We start from the raw sequence: 18201 nt of genomic DNA on the forward strand, positions 1-18201 counted from the left end.
CGTCGCTCCGGTGGCCGCACTCGTCCGCGCGTCGCCCCCCCGGCGCGGTCGCCGGACCCCGACCCGGACCGGTACCCAGAGCCGTGCGCGATCCGTCCTCGCCACCTCCTGCCGGTGGCAGCAACGCCGTCACGACGGGTACCCGGTGCGGCCGTCCCTCTCGCGTCACCTCACGACGCAGCCGGTCGGCATCGCACTGTCCCCTTACGGTGCGCAGTCACCCACACCACGAGGCACCGTCGCGAGCGGTCCGCATCACCGCAGGCCACGGATTCGCGATCGCGAACGGAAACTGGTCATCGAACACACGTTCGAGTATCCTCGATGGTGTGACCGCCACCCAGGAACCACCCGCCCACGCCACCGGCGTGCTCGCAGGTGGGTTCCCATCGGTGACCTCACCCTGCTCCGGTTCCACCTCGACCACGCCCTCGCCGCCGACACCTCCACGTTGTCCGAAGCCGAGCTGATCGACCAGATCCAGGAGATCGAGTCGCTCCGGGCCTCGCTCGCCGCACTGCAGTCGACGCGCATCCGGGCCTTCGCCCACACCCACGTGGAGAACGGCCCGACCGACCTGGATCCCGACAAGCTCCACCGCAGCGTCGTCGCCCAGATCCAGCTCGCCTGCCGGGTCTCCACCACCGAGGCCCGCACCCGCGTCGCCGACGCCCGCGACCTGCACGCCGGGCTCGACGACGTCCGGCGCCTCCATGAGACCGGGCAGCTCAGCGCCGCCAAGGTCACCGCGATCGCCGTCGAGTGCCGCGACCTCAACACATCTCAGCGGGCGCGGGTCGATATCCGGCTCGCCGCCGTGCGTGACCTGACCCGGTACGGGATCGGCCGGCTGCGGGCGATGACGCGGCGGCTGGTCGCCGAGATCGCCCCCGACCGTTTCCGCGCCCGCGTCCACGCGGCGAAAGCCGAACGCCGAGTGACACTGCGCCCGGCACCGGATGCGATGAGCTATCTGACCGCCTATGTCCCGGTCGAACAGGGCGCCGCATGTCTGGCGGCGCTGCATAGAGCGTTCGTCGAGGTCCAGGTCGCTCCGGAACCGCTGACTCGTACCCGTGGGCAGGTCCTCGCCGACACCCTGGTCGAACGCGTCACCGGGCAGGCCACCGCGACCGCCGTGAACCTGGAAGTCCAGGTCACCGTCCCCGTCCAGGCGCTGCTCGACCCCACCTCCCCGCTGCCCGCGGAGATCCCCGGCTTCGGACCGGTCCCGGCCGACCTGCTCGCCACCCCCGAGGGCGCCAAGTCCCTGCGCCGTCTGCTCACCGACCAGGGCATCGTGATCGGCGGGGACTCCCGGAGGCGTACTTTCACCGGCCTGCTCGCCACCCTCGTGAAGGCCCGGGCACAGAACCGGTGCACCGAGCCCTACTGCGACGCACCTGTCCGCCACCTCGACCACATCCATCGGGATGCCGACGGCGGACGCACCGAACTCGACAACGGGCGCGGGGTCTGCGAGTTCCACAACCACGTCCGCGAACAACCCGGGTGGCAGGTCTTCCGCGCACCGGACGGCATCGTGGTCACCGTGACACCGACCGGACACCGCTACTGCGGTCCGGCACCAGAACCGCCCACCGCGTGCACCGACCTGACCTCGACGCCGCGCGCACCCCACCGATCCGATGGGGTGCGCGAGGTGGCGACGAGCGGGTCAGGAGGTCGGGGCGGACAGGTCGTAGACGGTCTGACCGCCGACGGTCGTCGCCGTGTAGTGCTCGGCGACCCAGGTCGCGATCCGGCTGCTCGTCGAGTCGCTCTGCCCACCGGGGCCGCCGCCCTGGCCGCCCGCCACGTAGTAGGCGATCCGGCCCTGCTCCACGTAGGACCGGAACTCGGCGAGGGTGACGGCGGAGTCGCTGCCGGCCCACCCACCGGTCGACATGACCGCGGTCCCACTCGCCAGCTCCAGCGACGCGGCGGTCTGGGAGGTGGCGACCGCAGCCGCCCAGGTCGTCCCGGACGAGGACCGGGTCGCGGCGAGCAGTGAGGTCAGCTCCACCGAGGTCGCACCGCCGGAGCCGGGCCCGCCACCGCCCTGCCCCGGGGGCGTTGCCCCGGCACCACCGGACCCGTCCGCGCCGACGGCCGCACCCGGGCCGGCCGGGCCCGAGCCGGGACCGCCGGACGAACCGGCGGTGGTGCCGAACGAGCTCGACACCGTCCCGACCGAGGGGATGCTGCCGGTGTGCCCGGTCGACGCCGTCGCCACCGCGTACACCCCGGTCCCGAGCATCCCCGCCACCAGCACCGCGACCAGACCGGACCGCACCACCGCTCGCCCCCGGCCGGGCGCGAGCATCAGCCCCGCCGCGACCACCGTGACCACCCCGACCGGCCGGCACAGCCAGGAGAACGACTCCGCGCTCACCACCAGCAGCGCGACCGCCCAGCCACCGGTGACGAGCACCGTCGTCGCGGCGACGATCCGCGCCCACCGGGCACCCCGCTCCCGCCACAGCGCCGCCCCGCCGACGGCCACCACTCCGGCGAGCCCCGGGGCCAGCGCCACCGTGTAGTACGGGTGCATCGTGCCGCTCATCATCGAGAACACCGCCGCCGTGACGAGCGTCCAGCCACCCCACAGCAGCAGCGCCGCGCGGGTCCGGTCGGTCCGCGGCGCCCGCCGGGTGACCCACAGCCCCGCGACGAGCAGGATCAGCGCGGCAGGCAGCAGCCAGGAGATCTCGTAGGCGAGCTCACCGGTGAACAGCCGCAACGGACCGGCCGCGCCGCCGAAGCCGGTGTTGCCACCACCGCCTCCCCCGCCGGGGCCGCCACCGTTGCCGGTGCCGCCGAGCAGCCGGCCGAGGCCGTTGTAGCCCAGCGCGAGCTCGAGCAGCGAGTTCGTCGTCGATCCTCCGATGTAGGGCCGGTCGGACGCGGGCCACAGCTCCACCAGCGCGATGAACCACCCCGCGGAGACGACCATCCCCGCCACCGCGGCGCCCATCTGCACGATCCGGGTCCGCAGCCGCGGCGAGCCGGCGACCAGGTACACCAGCCCGAGCGCCGGGACGACCAGCAGCGCCTGCCCCATCTTCGTGAGGAACGCGAACCCGACCGCCGACCCGGCCGCGACCAGCCACCAGGTGGACGCCCGCACCGAGGCGGCGTCGACGGCGCGCGAGCCGGCCCAGGCCGCGGCGACCAGCAGCAGCGTCAGCAGCGCGTCCGGGTTGTCGAACCGGAACATCAGCACCGCCGCCGGGGTCAGCGCCAGCACCGCACCCGCGAGCAGCCCCGCGGCGGGCCCGGCCCACCGCCGCACCGTCGCGTGCAGCAGGGCCACCGCGCCCACACCCATCAGCGCCTGCGGCACGAGCAGGCTCCACGAGGAGAACCCGAACAGCCGCGCCGACGCCGTCATCACCCACAGCGCCGCGGGCGGCTTGTCGACGGTGATCGCGTTCCCGGAGTCCAGCGACCCGAACAGCCATGCCTTCCACGACTGCGTCCCGGCCTGCACCGCGGCGGCGTAGAAGTCGTTGGCATGGCCCGAGGCCGACAGGTTCCACAGGTAGAGCACGGCGGTCGCGGCGAGCAGTACCAGCAGCCCCGGCCGCGCCCAGCGCGGGCCGTCGTGGGGCCCGCGGAGCAGCCGCGCCACCCGCCCGGGCGGCGCGACGGACGGGCCGGAGCCGGTGGGCGGGACGGGTGGGGGACGGACGGCGGCGGGGGTGTCGCGGTGCCGTCCCGGTCGGACCGGGGTCGCGGTGCTCACGGGGGTCTCCTCGAGTCGTGGAGGTACGCGGACCACCGTCGTCCGCGGCTCTGTCGCACTCCTGTCCGGTTCCTGTGCGCGGTCTGTGAGCGATGAGTTCCGGACGCGACGCCGGTCACGCCTCACATGACCGAGCCGATCACCGCCGCCCTGCCCCCCGTCGTCGACACCGCCACCTGGGAGCGCGAGCTCGCCGCGCTGCGCGTCCGTGAGAAGGCCGCCACCCGCGAGCTCGACGCCATCGCCGCCGCCCGTCGCCGGCTGCCGATGGTCGAGATGCCCGACTACGTCCTGCGCGGAGAGGACGGCCCCGTCCGCCTCGCCGAGATCTTCGACGGCCACCCGCAGCTGATCGTCTACAGCCACATGTGGCACGACGGCGCCGACTGGCAGTGCGGCGGGTGCACGGGGTTCACCTCGCAGTTCACCCGGCTCGCCGGTCTGGAGAAGTTCGACGCCCGCTTCGTCATCGTCACCCAGGGCCCGATCGACGAGGCGCTGGCCTACCGGCGTCGCGTCGGCAACACCATGACCTGGTACTCGACGGCCCACAGCAGCTTCGGCACCGACGTCGGCGCCCCGCCCGGGGGCGGCTTCGCGGTCAACGTGTTCCTGCGCGACGGCGACCGCGTCTTCCGCACCTGGCACACCGACGGCCGCGGCACCGAGCAGCTGTCCTACCTGTTCCCGCTGGTCGACGTGCTGCCCTACGGCCGCCAGGAGGTCTGGCAGGACTCGCCGGAGGGCTGGCCGCAGGGCCCCACCTACAGCCGGTGGGCCGGGCCGCAGGAGATCGCCGCCGCCTACGGCGAGGCCTGAGCCCGCGCCCGTACCCCGGCCAGGACGGTGTCGACGACCGCCACCGCGTGACCCCGGGCGTCGTCGCGGGCGGCGAGGTGCGCGGGGGTGGTCGCGACGTGGTTGCGCACCGCCCCCGCGACCAGGTCCGCGACCAGCGCCACCGACGTCCCGGCCGGGAGCTCGCCGCGCTCGATGCCGCGACGCACCATCGTCCGGGCGCCGCGGACGTGCTCGGGATAGGCGTCGTCGGCGAGCGCCCCCGCGATCTCCGGGACCCGGTGGGAGTCGACGAGCAGCCGCTCGACCAGCCGGCCGTCGTCGCTCGTGGCGAACGCCGTCCACAGCTCGGCGAAGGTCACCAGGTCCTCGCGCAGCGAGCCGGTGTCGATGTCGGCGACGAAGCGGGCCCGGTCGCGCACCGCCGCCACGAGCAGCGCCGCCCGGGTCGGCCAGCGCAGGTACAGCGACCCCTTCCCGATCGACGACCGGCGGGCCACCTCCTCCAGCGACAGCCCGGACCAGCCGCGCTCGCCGTAGACCTCGCGGGCGGCGGCGAGGGCGCGACGGTCGACGTCCGGGTCGCGCGGACGTCCGCTGCGGCGCGACGGCGGGGGCACGGCGGCGATCCTGCCAGACGGTGCTGTGACCACCGACCCACTTCTGGACGGTGTCCGTCCGTAATACGCTCACCGGTGTGATCAGGACAGCGCTGACCGATCTGCTGGGCGTCGAGCACCCGATCGTCGGGTTCAACCGGTCCCCCGCGGTGGTGACCGAGGTGAGCCGCGCCGGGGGGTTCGGGGTGCTCGCCGCGGTCTCCTACACCGCCGAGGAGCTCGACGCGCAGCTGACCTGGATCGAGGAGCAGCTCGACGGGCGGCCCTACGGGGTCGACCTGCTCGTCCCGGAGAAGACCGCCGACACCGGGGCCGACCGGGAGGACCTCGTCGCCGCACTGCGTGCGCAGCTCCCGGCCGAGCACCTCGCCTTCGTCGACGACCTGCTCGACCGCTACGGCATCCCGCGGGTGCCGGTCGACCCCGGGCGCGACGCGATCGCGGCGGGGATGAGCCGGCGCGGCGCCGAGGCCCAGCTCGACGCGGTGTTCGCCCACCGGCCCGCGCTCGTCGCGAACGCGCTCGGCACCGCGCCGCCGCACCTCGTGGAGCGCGCGCACGACGCCGGGACGGTCGTCGCCGCGCTGGTCGGGACCCGCCGGCACGCCGAACGGCAGCTCGCGGCCGGGGTCGACGTGCTCGTCGCGCAGGGCACCGAGGCCGGTGGGCACACCGGCACCATCGCGACGACGGTGCTGACCCCGGAGATCGTCGGGGTCGCCGGGGACCGGCCGGTGCTGGCCGCGGGCGGCATCGCCTCGGGCGACCAGATGGCCGCCGCGCTCGCGCTCGGCGCGGCCGGGGTGTGGTGCGGCTCGGTGTGGCTGTCCAGTGTGGAGGACGTGGCGCCGGAGTCGGTGAAGCGCAAGTTCCTCGCCGCGGGCAGCGGCGACACCGTCCGCTCCCCCGCCCGGACCGGCAAGCCTGCCCGGCAGCTGCGCAGCGCCTACCACGACGCGTGGTCCGCACCCGGCGCGCCGGCGCCGCTGCCGATGCCGCTGCAGCCGCTGCTGACCCTGCAGGCCTGGTCGAGCATCGACGCCGCCGCCGACGCCGGGAACCCCGGCGCGACAGAGCTGCAGTCGTTCTTCGTCGGGCAGGTCGTCGGCGCGTTCACCGAGCTGCGCGGCGCGGGCGAGATCACCCGGGAGATGGCGCACGACTGCGAGCAGCGCATCGCCGCGCTCGCGGGGCTGGTCGGATGAACCTCGACCCGCGGACACCCGTCGTCGTCGGGGTCGGGGAGGCCTCCGAGCGGATCGGCGAGCCCGGTTACGCCGCGCTGTCACCGGTCGGGCTCGGTGCCGCCGCGGCCGCCGCGGCGCTCGCCGACACCGGTGCGGACCCGGCCGCGGTGGCGGCGGCGCTGGCCGTCGTCGCGGGGGTGCGGCAGTTCGAGATGTCGCTGCCCGGGGCGGTCGCGCCGCTGGGCCGGGCGGACAACTACCCGCGCGCGGTCGCCCGCCGCGTCGGCGCCGACCCGCGGCGGGCGGTGCTCGACGTCGTCGGCGGGCAGTCCCCGCAACGCCTCGTCGGCGAGTTCGCCGGCGCGATCGCCCGCGGGGAGGCCGGGGCGGTGCTGCTCGTCGGGGCCGAGGCGATGTCGACCGTGCGGGACCTGATGTCGCGCCCCGAGGCCGAGCGGCCCGACCACGGCGAGCACGTCGGCGGCACGCTGGAGGACCGCGGGTACGGCTCGGAGCTGCGCAGCCCGGTCGCCGAGGCGCACGGCGTGCTCTCCCCCGCCGCCTACTACGCGCTGTGCGAGAACGCCCGCCGCGCCCGGCTCGGCCTCGCACGGGACGCCCACGCCCACGGGATGGGCGAGCTGTTCGCGCCGTTCACCCGGGTCGCCGCCGGGCACCCGCACGCCGCCGCGCCGCGGGTCCGAACGCCCGAGGAACTCGTCACGACCGACGACCGCAACCGGATGATCACCGATCCGTACCCGCGGTTCCTCGTCTCGCGCGACCAGGTCAACCAGGGCGCCGCGGTCGTCCTCACCTCGGTCGGCACCGCCCACGACCTGGGGATCGACCCGCAGCGGTGGGTGTTCCTGCACGGCCACGCCGACCTCACCGAGCGCGCTGTGCTCGACCGCCCCGACCTGGGCGCCTACCCGGCCGCCGAGGCCGCCGTCCGGCACGCCCTGGACCGCGCCGGGACCCGCGTGGACGACCTCGCCGCGATCGACCTGTACTCCTGCTTCCCGATCGCGGTGTCCTCGGTCGCCGACCCCCTCGGGCTGGCCGCCGACGACCCGCGCGGGCTCACGGTCACCGGTGGGCTGCCGTTCTTCGGCGGGCCGGGGAACGACTACTCGATGCACGCGGTCGCCGAGGTCGTGCGACGCCTGCGGGCCGACCCGGGCACGTACGGCCTGGTCGGCGCGAACGGCGGGTTCCTGTCCAAGTACTCCGCGGGGGTCTACTCCACCCGCCCCGCCCCCTGGCGCGACGACGACAGCGCCGCGCTCCAGGCCCGGCTCGACGCCGTTCCCACCGTCCCGACGACGACCGCCGCCGACGGCGCGGCGACCGTCGAGTCCTGGACGGTGCGCCACGACCGCGACGGCAGCCGGCACGCGGTCGTCGTCGGCCGCCTCGACGACGACGGCGCCCGGTTCGTCGCCTGCGGCACCGACGACGAGCTGCTGGAGCTGCTCGCCGGCGACCCGGCCGGGGCGGCGGTCCGGGTCCGGCCCGACGGGAAGCTGACGATCGTCACGCCGCGCTGACGGGTATCCGGGCCCCGTGACCGGGAGGTCGCCGAGCGCGGGCCGTCACGTCGCTGCGCCACCGGACCGGCTCGCGGCCGCCGTCGAGGGCTGAGCCACCTCCCCCAGGGCCGTGCCGAGGATGTCCACGCCGCGGCGGATCTCGGCCTCGGTCGCGGTCAGCGGCGGCGCGATCCGGAACGTCCCGCCCATGCCGGGCAGCTGCACGATGTTCATGTGCAGCCCCAGCTCGGCGCACCGCGCGGTGACGGCCGCCCCGAGCGCGTCGGTGTCGGAGCCCGCCAGCTCCAGGCCCACCAGTAGGCCGCGGCCGCGGACGTCGCCGATCATCCCGGTCGTGCGGGCCAGGTCCCGCAGGCCGTCCTGCAGCAGCGTGCCCAACTCGCGGGCGCGCAGGTCGAGCCGGTCGCGGGTGAGCACGTCGAGCACGGTGAGCCCGACCGCCGCCGGGAGGGGGTCGTTGACGTGGGTGGTGAAGAACAGGAAGCCGCGCTCGTGCGCGACCTGTTCGATCGCGGCCGTGGTGAGGACGGCGGCGAGCGGCAGGCCGGCCCCGAGCGTCTTCGACAGCGTGAGGATGTCGGGGACCACGCCGTCGCGCTGGTGGGCGTACCAGTCGCCGGTGCGGCACAGACCCGTCTGGGCCTCGTCGAGGATCAGCAGCATGCCGCGCTCGTGGCACTTGTCGCGCAGCGCCGCCAGGTAGCCCGGCGGCAGGTCGACGACCCCGCCGGAGGACAGGACCGGCTCGACGATGCAGGCGGCGAGGCTGCCGACGGACTGGGCGTCGATCAGGGCGAACCCGAGGTCGAGCTGGCGGCGCCAGTCGAGCTCCCCGGCGTCGTCGACGAGGTCGGGGCGGTAACGGTCGGGCACCGGCAGCGCGAAGTTCCCGGGTGCGGCGGGACCGTACCCGGCGCGGCCGGCGACGTAGGTCGCGTTCGCCGCGGCCTGGGTCATGCCGTGCCAGGACCGGGCGAAGGAGACGACCTCGTGCCGGCCGGTGACGAGCTTGGCCATCCGGATCGCGGCCTCGTTGGACTCCGCGCCGGTGGTCAGCAGCATCGCCCGGTCCAGTCCGCCGCCGACCGAGGCGCACAGCCGCTCGCACAGCTCCAGCACCGGCCGCGACAGCATCCCGCTGTAGAGGTGGTCGAGCCGGCCGACCTGGTCGCGGACGGTCGCGACGATCTCCGGGTGCGAGTGCCCGAGGATCGCGCTCATCTGCCCGGAGGTGAAGTCGAGCAGCTCCCGGCCGTCCTCGGTGGTGACGGTGCTCCCCTGGGCCCGGGCGATCACGCCGGGGGTGAAGCCGCCGCGGCCGGAGTTGCGGATGAGGTGCTCGGTCATGGCCCGAGTGTGGCACCGGCGCTGCGGGCGGTCAGCCCATCCGGTCGACGAGGAACCGCAGTGCCTCCCGGCCCGCCGCGGAACACACCTCGACCGGCTCGCCGGTCAGGACCCGGCGGACGACCTCGGTGTGTGCCCGTCGGCGACGGCGAGGAACACCGTGCCGGGATCCTGACCGTCCTGCGGATCCGGGCCGCCCGCGCCGGTGAGGGCGACGGCGATGTCCGCGCCGAGCAGCTTGCGCACCCGTTCGGCCATCACCCGGGCCGCGTCGGGGTCGACGACCGGGCCGTCGGGGACGTCCAGCACATCGTGCTTGACCTGCGAAGAGTAGGCGACGAGACCGCCGCGGTACCACTCGCCGGCGCCGCTGGACGCGGCCAGTGCGGCGGACACCATCCCCCCGGTGAGCGACTCGGCCACCGCGACGGTCCGGCCCGCCGACGAGGCGAGGTCGGAGATACGGGCGGCGAGGTCGTCGAGCTCGTTCGGCACCCGGGTGAGCTACCCGAGACGTGGCGGCACAATCCCGCGGCCGGCTCGCCCGGCCCCCGATGCCCACACGGGACGGTGCGGCGACGGATACGGCAAGGTGGAGCCAGGAGCGGGAATCGGACGGGGGGGACGGTCGTGACCTGGAGCACCCGTGAGGTCGCCGAGCTGGCCGGCACCAGCCTGCGGGCGGTGCGGCACTACCACGAGATCGGGCTGCTGGCCGAGCCCGAGCGGCGGACGAACGGCTACAAGCAGTACGGGGTCGCGCACCTGGTGCGGCTGCTGCGGATCAAGCGGCTCGTCGACCTCGGGTTCTCGCTGGGCCAGATCTCCGAGATGAACGACGCCGACGCCCATCCGGAGGAGGCCGCCCGCGCGCTCGACGCCGAGCTGGCCGACACCATCGAGCGGCTGCAGCAGGCCCGCACCGAGCTGGCCCTGATCCTGGACGGTGCCGCGCCCACCGACCTGCCCACCGAGTTCGCCGCGGCCGCCGACCAGCCGATGTCCGACGCCGACCGGTCGCTCACCCTGGTCCTGCCGCGGGTGCTGGGCTCGGAGCGGCTGCAGGCCGTCGCGGACATGCTGGCCGACGCCCGCCCGGACCCGACGCAGAACCGGTTCGACACGCTCCCGGCCGACGCCGACGAGACCACCCGCCAGGAGCTCGCCGACCGGATGGTGCCCTACATGCGCGCGCTCTACGAGACCCATCCCGGCCTGGTCGCGCCGAACACCGACGCACCCGTCGGCGAGCAGCGGGCGGAGCAGACCCTCGGCCGGGCGATGCGGGAGCTGTACAACCGCGCCCAGCTCGACGTGCTCGTGCGCGCCGGGAAGGCCCTCGCCGCAGAGCGTGGGGACGGCTGAACCGGGCCCACCGCCGGCGATCATCAGTAGTGGGGATCGGCCCGGCCGACCGATAACGCCCCCGTCCGTTCCGCGATGCGCCGTGTGCACCGTCGGATCGGTCCGATGCGCGCAGGCGCGCACGGGAACAGGGGTGGGTCGTGCTCGGGAAGATGGTCGCCGCGGTGGTCGCGGTCACCGCGACCGTCGCGGGTGTGGGACTCGTGGCGAGCGGCGGGTCGGACCAGGCCGTCGTGACCCGCATCGTCGACGGCGACACGTTCGAGGCGACCCTGGACGGCCGCAGCACCACGGTCCGGCTGCTCAACATCGACACCCCGGAGACCGTCGATCCCGACTCCACCGTCCAGTGCCTCGGCCCGGAGGCGGCCGCCCGGCTCGCCGCGCTCATCCCGGTCGGCAGCACCGTCGACCTGTCCTACGACGACGAGCGCGTCGACGGCTGGGGCCGCACCCTGGCCGGGGTGCACGACACCGGGGGCCGGCTGGTCAACGCCGAGCTCGCCCGGGAGGGACTCGGCACCGCGATGGTGGTCGGCGGCAACGACCGCTACCTCGACGAGGTCACCGAGGCCCAGGAGGAGGCGCGCGCAGCGGGCCGCGGGCTGTACGCGACGACGGTGTCCTGCACCGTCCCCGCGCAGGTGGAGCGGGCCCGCGGCACCGTCGCGGGGCTGGCACAGCGGGCGTCGTCGCCGTCGCCGGACCCGGCGCAGCTCGACGCCGCGGGCCGGGAGGCCGTCGACGCGCTGACCGTGCTGGCGGGGCTGGACGCCGACGTCCGGGCACACCGGGCGGGTGTGGCCTGGGCGGTGCTGTCCGAGCTCGACCGGGCCCGTCTGACCGGGGTCCTCGACACCGCCTCCGACGACGCACGGACACTGCAGGTCCGTTTCGCCGAGCAGGCCTCGGACGTGCGGGAGGCACAGCGCCTGGCCGCCGAGCAGGCCGAGCGCGACCGCGTCGCCCGGGAGGAGGCGGCCCGCGCCGAGGCCGCCGCCGAGCAGGCGGCCCGCGACGCCGCCGCCGAGCAGCGTCGTCCCGCCGCCGCGCCCGCCCCGGCCCCGGTCACCCCGGCGGCCGCTCCGGCGGGCGGGGGCTGCGACTCGAACTACACCCCCTGCGTGCCGCTCTCGGCGACCGACCTCGACTGCGGGGACCTGTCCGGCGGGCCGTTCCGGGTCGTGGGGACCGACCGGCACCGCCTGGACGCGGACTCCGACGGGATCGGCTGCGAGTCGCAGGGCTGACCGGGCCGGCCGCGGGTCGCGGGTCAGCCGTGGGTGAGGCAGCCGCGCCGCCCGACGACCCGCGCCGGACCACGTGCGCGCCCCTGCGCCGTGACCGGCACCGGGCGCGACGCCGGCGCGGCCAGCACCACGTCCGGCAGCACCGTCCCCGGCCCCAGGTGCACGTGCTCGCCGAAGGGCGCGGGCCCGGCGACGGCCGGTGCGGCGACGAGCAGGTGCGTCCCGGCCGGCACGCGGACGGCGAACCCGCCGTCGTCGCCGGTGGTGACGCGGTCCAGCTGACGGCCCGCCCCGTCGACGACGGTGACCGTCGCCGCGGCGGGTGCGCCGTCGGGTCCGCGGACCCGCCCGACCGTGGCCGGGGCGGGCCCGTTCTCGCCGGTCTCCAGCAGCGCCGGGAGCTCGGCGGCCAGCAGCCCGGCCTCGCGGGCGAGCGCGGCGCCGCGTCCGGTCCCGCCGGCCGGGCCGATCAGCAGGTCGAGCACGGCCGCGCAGCTGCCCGCGGGCACCGGCCGCCCGGCGACGGCGTCCGCGGTGAGCTGCGCCAGGCGCGCACAGCCCGCGGTCAGCGCCGGGGTCCCCGACACCCCTTCGGCGGAGCGGGCCAGGCGCCGCGCGTGTTCGGCGACGGCGGTGCAGGCGGTCAGCCCGTGCACGACGTCGCGGTGGGTGGAGCCCAGCCAGGTCCGGGTCAGCGGACGCCCCAGCAGCAGCGTCTGGTGCAGCGCGGCATCGAGCGCGCGCGCCCCGGCACGCAGGTCCTCGCACGGGCCGGGCCGGCGCAGCGCCCGGTCGACCGTGCCCAGCAGCTCGGCCAGCGCGTCGAGCAGCCCGCGGCGGGCCTCCTCGGCGGCGGACCGGGTGCGGGTGGGCAGCACGAGCACCGACACCGCGCAGCCGATCAGACCGCCGACCACGGTCTCCTCCAGGCGCAGCACCATCAGGTCCACCGTGAAGGTGCCGAGCAGCGCGTAGAGCTCGCCGAGCATCAGCGTGATGAAGAAGATCATCAGCGCGTAGGAGAGCCGGAACAGGTAGAGCGCGCCGAAGATGCTGAGCAGGATCACCGGCAGCACCACGGCGACGTCGGGTCCCAGCACCGGCACCAGCGCGATCGCGCCGACCAGGCCGATCATGGTGCCGACGATGCGGTGCGCGGCCTTCCGCACCGTCTCGGCGACGGTCGCGGTGCCGGTGAAGGCGATGAACGCGGCCAGCACCGCCCAGTAGTAGCGCTGCTCGGACAGCGCGTCGCCCACCGCGATCGCGACCGCGGTGGCCACCGCGACCTGCACGGCCTGGCGGGTGGTCAGCGACAGCCGCGAGGCGGGACGGCCGGGGTCCGGCGGGCGGTGCAGCCGGGTCACCGTGCCCGCCGAGCCGGGCAGGTTGCCCGCGAAGAGCTGGACCGCGGGGGCGAACGCGGCTGCCTCCCCGACCGTCGCGGGACCTCCCTCCGGCGCGGTGTCGAGGGCGCCCTCCGGCGCGGTGTCGAGGGCGGCGGTCCAGTCGGCACGGGCGTCGGCGAGCACCGTGGCGTCGACGGCGAGCCGGCGCGGACCCGGGGCCGCCACCCGGTCGGCGACCCGTCCGGCCCGCTCGCGCACCGCGTCCCAGCGGCCGCCGTGCAGCGCGGTGAGGACCGCGCGGGCGTCGTCGCAGTCCAGGGCGCCGGGGCCGACCCGGGTCAGCGCGGTGACGGCCAGCTCGGCGTCGAACACCGCCCGGCGGACGATCCGGGCGGCGTCGTCGTCGGCGACGGCGGCCGGGGTCCCCAGCTGCCCGTCGATGACCAGCGCGGCCTCGTTCACCCGGACCAGAAGGCTCGCCAGCCGGGCCTCGGCGCGCTCCCGCTCCGCGGTGCCGAGGGCGTGCCCGTCGAGGGCCAGCACGGTCCCGGCGAGACCGGCGAGCCGCGCCTCGAACGAGCGCAGCATCCGGCGCAGCACCCGGTCGTTGCGGATCGGGAGCAGCACCAGCGTCAGCAGCATCACCCAGACGATCGCGACCGCGACGACGAACGCGACCCCCGGCAGCATCTCCGGACGCAGGCTCAGGAACAGGGCGAAGAAGTAGCCCATGAACCCGCCCATGCCGCACACGAAGTACCGCAGCCCGAAGCGGCGTACCCAGACCGCGACGAACACCACCACGACGAACGCGGTCAGCGACGCGAGCCGGTTCCGGTCGACGAGCAGCGCCACGCCCATCCCGGCGAGCATCGACAGGGCCAGGAAGCACAGCGTGACCGCCTGCCCTGCGCGGGTGGCGTCGACGACCCCGAACGAGGCCAGCATCGCCACCACCGCCCCGAGCATCATCGGCACCAGTGGCGGGGTGCCCGTCGTCGTCGCGACGAGGTACTCCACACCCAGCGTGCTGGCGATCGCCAGCACGGCGCGGACCGCCGAGACGAGCCGGACGAGGCCGGGGTCGGAGGCGACGAACCGGTCACGGGCCCGGAGGAGGCGGTCGGACGCGGTCGGCACAGTCCGTTGCATATGCTAACGGTATACCGGATCGTGATCTTCGCGCATCCCGGGCCCGCCGGACGTAGCGTGGGCGCCCGGGACCGATCACGGAGGTGGCGGGTGCGCGGGTACGGGTTCGTGGCGGCGGGTGGCCCGGAGCAGCAGGCGTTCGTCGAGGTCTCAGAGCCGCGGCCCGGGCCGGGTGAGCTGCTCGTGCGGGTCCGGGCGGCCGGGGTCAACCCGGGCGACTGGCGGATGCGCGACGGCGACTACGGCGTCGCCGGGCCCGCGGTGCTCGGCCGCGAGGTCGCCGGGACCGTGCTGGAGGTCGGCGACGGCGTCACCGGGTTCGCCCCCGGCGACGAGGTGTTCGGCGGCTGCCCGGACATGCAGGGCGGCTGGGCGCCGCGGGCGCGGGTCACCGCCGGGTTCGCCGCGCACCGCCCGCCGGAGGTCTCGCCCGAGCAGGCGGCGGCGCTGCCGGTCGCCGCGGGCACCGCCTGGGACACCCTCACGAACCTCGACCTGCCCGCCGGGGCGACGCTGCTGGTCAACGGGGCGGGCGGCGGGGTCGGCCTGCCGCTGGTGCAGCTGGCCCGCCGCCGTGGGCTGACGGTCGTCGGCACGGCGAGCCCCGGCAAGCACGCCCTGCTCGCCGGGTTCGGCGCCGTCCCGGTGGCCTACGGCGACGGCGTCGCCGACCGGATCCGCGCGGCCGCGCCCGGCGGCGTCGACGGCGCCCTGGACCTGGTCGGCGGCGACGCCCTGCGCGCGGTGGCCGGGCTCGTCCCGCCCGCGACGCTGTACTCGATCGCGGACAAGCCGCTGGTCGCGCAGCTGGGCGGCCGCGACGTCACCCGCGACCGCAGCACCGCGGTGCTCGACGCGCTCGCCGCCCTCGTCGCGGCCGGGGAGCTCGACCCGCTGGTGCGCGAGGTCCGGCCGCTGGCCGAGGCCGGGGCGGCGCTCGCCCTGGTCGAACAGGGTCACGTGACCGGCAAGGTCGTCCTGGTGCTCTAGTCCCGACGGAACAGGAACAGCCCGTAGCGGTGCTCGTCGTCGACCCACTCGGCCTCGGCCCGCAACCCGTGCCGGGCCACGTCGGTGCGCAGCCGGTCGGGCTCGAACTTCGCCGAGAACCCGACGTTGAGGCTGTCGCCGCGACGCAGCTCCAGCGTCCGGTCCAGGCCCGGCAGCACCACGGTCTGGTCCCGGCGCGCCCACAGCCGCCCGTCGACGACGTCGGCGGCGGCGTCGTAGTGCGCCGCCGGGTGCACCGCGTCGAGGGCGACGCTCCCGCCGAACCGGCGTGCCAGGTGGTCGAGGTGGTTGAGCCGGAACCGGGCGAAGGCGTCGTGTCCGGGCGGGTCGTTGTAGCAGGACTCGAACACCGCGGCGGGCTTGACGAGGTCCGCGGACACCAGCAGCGCGTCGCCGGGGCGCAGCGTGGCGCCGATCCGGGCGAGCAGCGCGGAGCGCTCGTCGGCCGTGGTGTTGCCGATGTTGGCGCCGAGGAACAGCACCGCCACCGGGGCGCCGCCGTCGTCGCGCAGCCGGTCGAGGCCGGCCTCGTAACGCCCCCACAGCCCGGTGACGGTCAGCCCCGGCAGGTCCGCCATGCGTTCGGCGCTGAGCACGAGCATCTCGCGGCTCACGTCGATCGGCAGGTAGGTCGTCGGCCGGGCCGCCGAGCAGTGTTCGAGCAGCAGCCGCGTCTTCTTCGCGCTCCCGGACCCGAGCTCGGCGACGCGTGGGCAGCCCAGCCGGGCCGCGATGTCGGTGCCGTACCGCTCCAGGAGCGCCCGCTCGCACCGGGTCAGGTAGTAGGTCGGCAGCTCGGTGATCTGTTCGAACAGCTCCGAGCCGAGCGCGTCGTAGCCGAACCAGGGCGGGATCCGCGGCAGCGGCTCGGCGAGGCGGGCGCGCAGCTCGTCGGTGTCGTCCCAGAAGGAGCCCTGTTCCAGCTCGACCGGGGCGGCGGTCACCGGCCCGGCCCGTCGTCGAGCGGCCGGCGCAGGCTCGGCTCCCCCGCCGCCCAGCGGGCCAGCACGTGCCCGCCGAGCCGGTCGCCGAGCAGCCCGGCGGCCCGGATCCCGAACACGACGTCGGCGGCCAGGCCGGGCTCGGTCCGCAGCAGCGGGGCGAGGACGTCGCGGCGCACGACCTGCTCGTGCACGGCGTCGGCCTCCACGTGCTCGTCGTAGAAGCGGAGGGCGGCGGGGCCGCAGCCGAGCCGGCGCATCGCGCGGACCAGGCGCTCCGATCCGGGCGAGGAGGTCAGCTCGACCAGCGCGAACTGCCCGACCAGCGCGCCGCGCAGGCTGCGCCGCAGCCCGCACAGCGACATGAAGTTGACCTCGGCGAGGGTCTCGGCACCGACGGCGTCGACGTGCGCGCCGTAGGCGTCGGACAGGCCGAGGTCGCGCATCATGCCGGCGAACAGCACGGCGTGCATGCCCGCGGCGTCGCCCGCGCCGTACTCGTCGTGCTCGACGGTGACCAAGCCCGCCTTGGCGGCCGGGGGGAGCCGTGGGATCACCCAGGCCTGCGGGTCGGCCTCCTTCAGGTGGTAGATCGAGCGGTGCACGACGTACTCGCGCAGCTGCCACAGCTCGCCGCGGCGCAGCAGGTGGTGGGTCACGCCGGTCTCCGCGCCCGGCCCGACCGGCTCGACGAGCAGCTCGGCGACGGTCGCGTCGACGTCGTCGCCGGGCGGGACCGCAGCACGCAGGGCGGCCAGGAACCGGTCCTCCAGCGCCACGCGCAGGCCGAGCAGCGCCACGTCCCACTCGTGCTCGTCGCCGACCCCGGCGAAGCCGCGGTAGTGCAGCTCGTAGCAGCAGTGCAGGGCCAGGTGCAGGTCCTCGCCCCACGGGTCGGCGTCGCCCGCGGCGGGCAGCGCGGCGGGGTCGCCGCCCAGCCGGGACAGGACGGCGCCGGACAGCGGGCCGCGCGCCGCCGGCAGCGGCGCGGTCCCGGTGCCCGGGTGCGGGGGTGCGGTCACGTCGGGTCCTCCTGTCGCACGCGGGTGCGGTGGCTGGTGTCGCAGAACGGCGGACGGCGGGTGCGCCGGCAGGTGCACAGCGCGGTGACCGGGCGCCGCGACGTCACCCGGGTGCCGTCGGGCAGCTCGACCTCCACCGGGCCGGTCACCAGGACCGGGCCGTCGTCGGTGAGCCGCACCCGGGTGGGCCCGGCGCCGGTCTCACGACCCACGGACGGCCTCGATCACCACGAGCTCCTCGTCGGCGGCGCCGGGCTCGACCAGGCCGCGGGCCTCGTGCAGCGCGGTGCGGGCCCGCATCACCGGGCCGAGCGGGATCCGGGACCGGTCGGCGACCCGCACGGTGAGCCCGGCCGCGGCGAGCCGGTCCAGCGAGGCCTGCACCCCGGAGACGGCGCTGTGCATCATGAGCAGCGCGCCGCCCGGTCCGAGGTGGGCGGCGACGCCGTCGCAGATGCGGTCGATCACGGCGCGGCCGTCGCGGCCGCCGTCCCAGCTGCGGGCCCGGCGGTACCGGACGAGCCGGTCGGTGTGCGACGGCACGTACGGCGGGTTGGCGGTGACCAGGTCGAACCGCCGGCCGTCGACGGGGCCGAACAGGTCACCGCGGTGCACCGTCAGCGCGGTGCGGTGCAGCCGGGCGTTGACCCGTGCCGCGAGCACGGCGCGCCGTGACAGGTCGACCGCGGTGACCGCACCGGCACCGCAGCGGGCCGCGGCGAGCGCCACGGTCCCGGTGCCGGTGCCCAGGTCGAGCACGGCCCCACGGGCCCGCCCGGAGACGGCGACGGCGCGGGCCAGCATCTGCGAGTCCGACTGGGGCCGGTAGACCCCGGGCGGCGTCAGGAGCATGGGCGC

The 18201-nt window shown here is 75.9% G+C and carries 16 protein-coding genes; 6 read left to right on the top strand and 10 right to left on the bottom strand.

The annotated features are described in order from the left end of the window. Positions 1-217 precede the first annotated feature (217 nt). On the bottom strand, positions 218-1489 hold the full coding sequence (locus tag ZF1_RS19355) for a hypothetical protein (protein WP_482637989.1): 1272 nt from the start codon (positions 1487-1489) through the stop codon (positions 218-220). Between the two features lie 189 nt (positions 1490-1678). Continuing rightward, positions 1679-3634, bottom strand: a complete 1956-nt coding sequence (locus ZF1_RS19360) for an ArnT family glycosyltransferase (RefSeq protein WP_482638728.1) — start codon at positions 3632-3634, stop codon at positions 1679-1681. A 240-nt stretch (positions 3635-3874) separates the two neighbouring features. Here ZF1_RS19360 and ZF1_RS19365 point away from each other — a divergent pair, with 240 nt between their 5' ends. Further along, entirely contained in the window at positions 3875-4567 is a 693-nt protein-coding gene (locus ZF1_RS19365; RefSeq protein ID WP_482637990.1) for a DUF899 family protein, read from the top strand. Here the strand turns inward: ZF1_RS19365 and ZF1_RS19370 are convergent. Continuing rightward, positions 4552-5166, bottom strand: a complete 615-nt coding sequence (locus ZF1_RS19370) for a TetR/AcrR family transcriptional regulator (RefSeq protein WP_482637991.1) — start codon at positions 5164-5166, stop codon at positions 4552-4554. The two genes, ZF1_RS19365 and ZF1_RS19370, sit on opposite strands and share 16 nt — an antisense overlap. 77 nt (positions 5167-5243) lie before the next feature. Here ZF1_RS19370 and ZF1_RS19375 point away from each other — a divergent pair, with 77 nt between their 5' ends. Beyond that, positions 5244-6371 carry an NAD(P)H-dependent flavin oxidoreductase gene (locus tag ZF1_RS19375; RefSeq protein ID WP_357440680.1) on the top strand — a complete coding sequence of 376 codons (1128 nt, stop codon included), beginning with the start codon at positions 5244-5246 and terminating at the stop codon, positions 6369-6371. Then, on the top strand, positions 6368-7903 hold the full coding sequence (locus ZF1_RS19380) for an acetyl-CoA acetyltransferase (RefSeq protein ID WP_482637992.1): 1536 nt from the start codon (positions 6368-6370) through the stop codon (positions 7901-7903). The genes ZF1_RS19375 and ZF1_RS19380 overlap by 4 nt, the downstream gene beginning before the upstream one ends. 45 nt (positions 7904-7948) lie before the next feature. Here ZF1_RS19380 and ZF1_RS19385 read toward each other — a convergent pair whose 3' ends face one another. Both ZF1_RS19385 and ZF1_RS19390 read right to left on the bottom strand, forming a co-directional pair. Further along, positions 7949-9253 carry an aspartate aminotransferase family protein gene (locus ZF1_RS19385; protein WP_482637993.1) on the bottom strand — a complete coding sequence of 435 codons (1305 nt, stop codon included), beginning with the start codon at positions 9251-9253 and terminating at the stop codon, positions 7949-7951. 105 nt (positions 9254-9358) lie between these two features. Continuing rightward, on the bottom strand, positions 9359-9748 hold the full coding sequence (locus ZF1_RS19390) for a CinA family protein (RefSeq protein ID WP_405416073.1): 390 nt from the start codon (positions 9746-9748) through the stop codon (positions 9359-9361). Between the two features lie 135 nt (positions 9749-9883). Between ZF1_RS19390 and ZF1_RS19395 the strand changes: the two genes are divergently transcribed. Together ZF1_RS19395 and ZF1_RS19400 are read left to right on the top strand one after the other, a co-directional pair. Further along, positions 9884-10618, top strand: coding sequence for a helix-turn-helix domain-containing protein (locus ZF1_RS19395; protein ID WP_482637994.1), 735 nt, complete (start codon positions 9884-9886; stop codon positions 10616-10618). A 140-nt stretch (positions 10619-10758) separates the two neighbouring features. Continuing rightward, positions 10759-11868 carry a thermonuclease family protein gene (locus ZF1_RS19400; RefSeq protein ID WP_482637995.1) on the top strand — a complete coding sequence of 370 codons (1110 nt, stop codon included), beginning with the start codon at positions 10759-10761 and terminating at the stop codon, positions 11866-11868. Positions 11869-11891: 23 nt separating this feature from the next. Here ZF1_RS19400 and ZF1_RS19405 read toward each other — a convergent pair whose 3' ends face one another. Then, entirely contained in the window at positions 11892-14369 is a 2478-nt protein-coding gene (locus tag ZF1_RS19405) for an FUSC family protein (protein WP_482637996.1), read from the bottom strand. Between the two features lie 90 nt (positions 14370-14459). On the opposite strand from ZF1_RS19405, the gene ZF1_RS19410 reads away from it, so the two are divergent. After that, the gene (locus ZF1_RS19410; RefSeq protein ID WP_357440700.1) at positions 14460-15359 is read left to right on the top strand and encodes an NADP-dependent oxidoreductase; all 900 of its coding nucleotides are present in this window, start codon (positions 14460-14462) and stop codon (positions 15357-15359) included. Here ZF1_RS19410 and ZF1_RS19415 read toward each other — a convergent pair. From ZF1_RS19415 to ZF1_RS19430, 4 genes are read right to left on the bottom strand one after another with little or no spacing between them, the layout of a single operon-like run. After that, on the bottom strand, positions 15356-16324 hold the full coding sequence (locus ZF1_RS19415; RefSeq protein ID WP_357439715.1) for an L-histidine N(alpha)-methyltransferase: 969 nt from the start codon (positions 16322-16324) through the stop codon (positions 15356-15358). The two genes, ZF1_RS19410 and ZF1_RS19415, sit on opposite strands and share 4 nt — an antisense overlap. After that, on the bottom strand, positions 16321-17343 hold the full coding sequence (locus ZF1_RS19420; protein ID WP_482637997.1) for an iron-containing redox enzyme family protein: 1023 nt from the start codon (positions 17341-17343) through the stop codon (positions 16321-16323). Before ZF1_RS19420 ends, ZF1_RS19415 begins: the two co-directional genes overlap by 4 nt. Beyond that, positions 17340-17555: a CDGSH iron-sulfur domain-containing protein gene (locus tag ZF1_RS19425; RefSeq protein ID WP_100878269.1), complete on the bottom strand. Its 216-nt coding sequence runs from the start codon at positions 17553-17555 to the stop codon at positions 17340-17342. Before ZF1_RS19425 ends, ZF1_RS19420 begins: the two co-directional genes overlap by 4 nt. Next, a complete protein-coding gene (locus ZF1_RS19430) occupies positions 17545-18195 on the bottom strand; it encodes a HemK2/MTQ2 family protein methyltransferase (RefSeq protein ID WP_482637998.1) in 651 nt (216 codons plus the stop codon). Before ZF1_RS19430 ends, ZF1_RS19425 begins: the two co-directional genes overlap by 11 nt. Positions 18196-18201: the final 6 nt, after the last annotated feature.

The sequence above is a fragment of the Pseudonocardia sp. ZF1 genome (assembly GCF_056835605.1).

Excerpts from the sequence above, each read along its gene's own strand:
- ZF1_RS19365 (WP_482637990.1), top strand. The coding sequence starts at position 3,875 with ATGACCGAGCCGATCACCGCCGCCCTGCCCCCCGTCGTCGACACCGCC.
- ZF1_RS19380 (WP_482637992.1), top strand. The coding sequence starts at position 6,368 with ATGAACCTCGACCCGCGGACACCCGTCGTCGTCGGGGTCGGGGAGGCC.
- ZF1_RS19385 (WP_482637993.1), bottom strand. The coding sequence starts at position 9,253 with ATGACCGAGCACCTCATCCGCAACTCCGGCCGCGGCGGCTTCACCCCC.
- ZF1_RS19405 (WP_482637996.1), bottom strand. The coding sequence starts at position 14,369 with ATGCAACGGACTGTGCCGACCGCGTCCGACCGCCTCCTCCGGGCCCGT.
- ZF1_RS19430 (WP_482637998.1), bottom strand. The coding sequence starts at position 18,195 with ATGCTCCTGACGCCGCCCGGGGTCTACCGGCCCCAGTCGGACTCGCAG.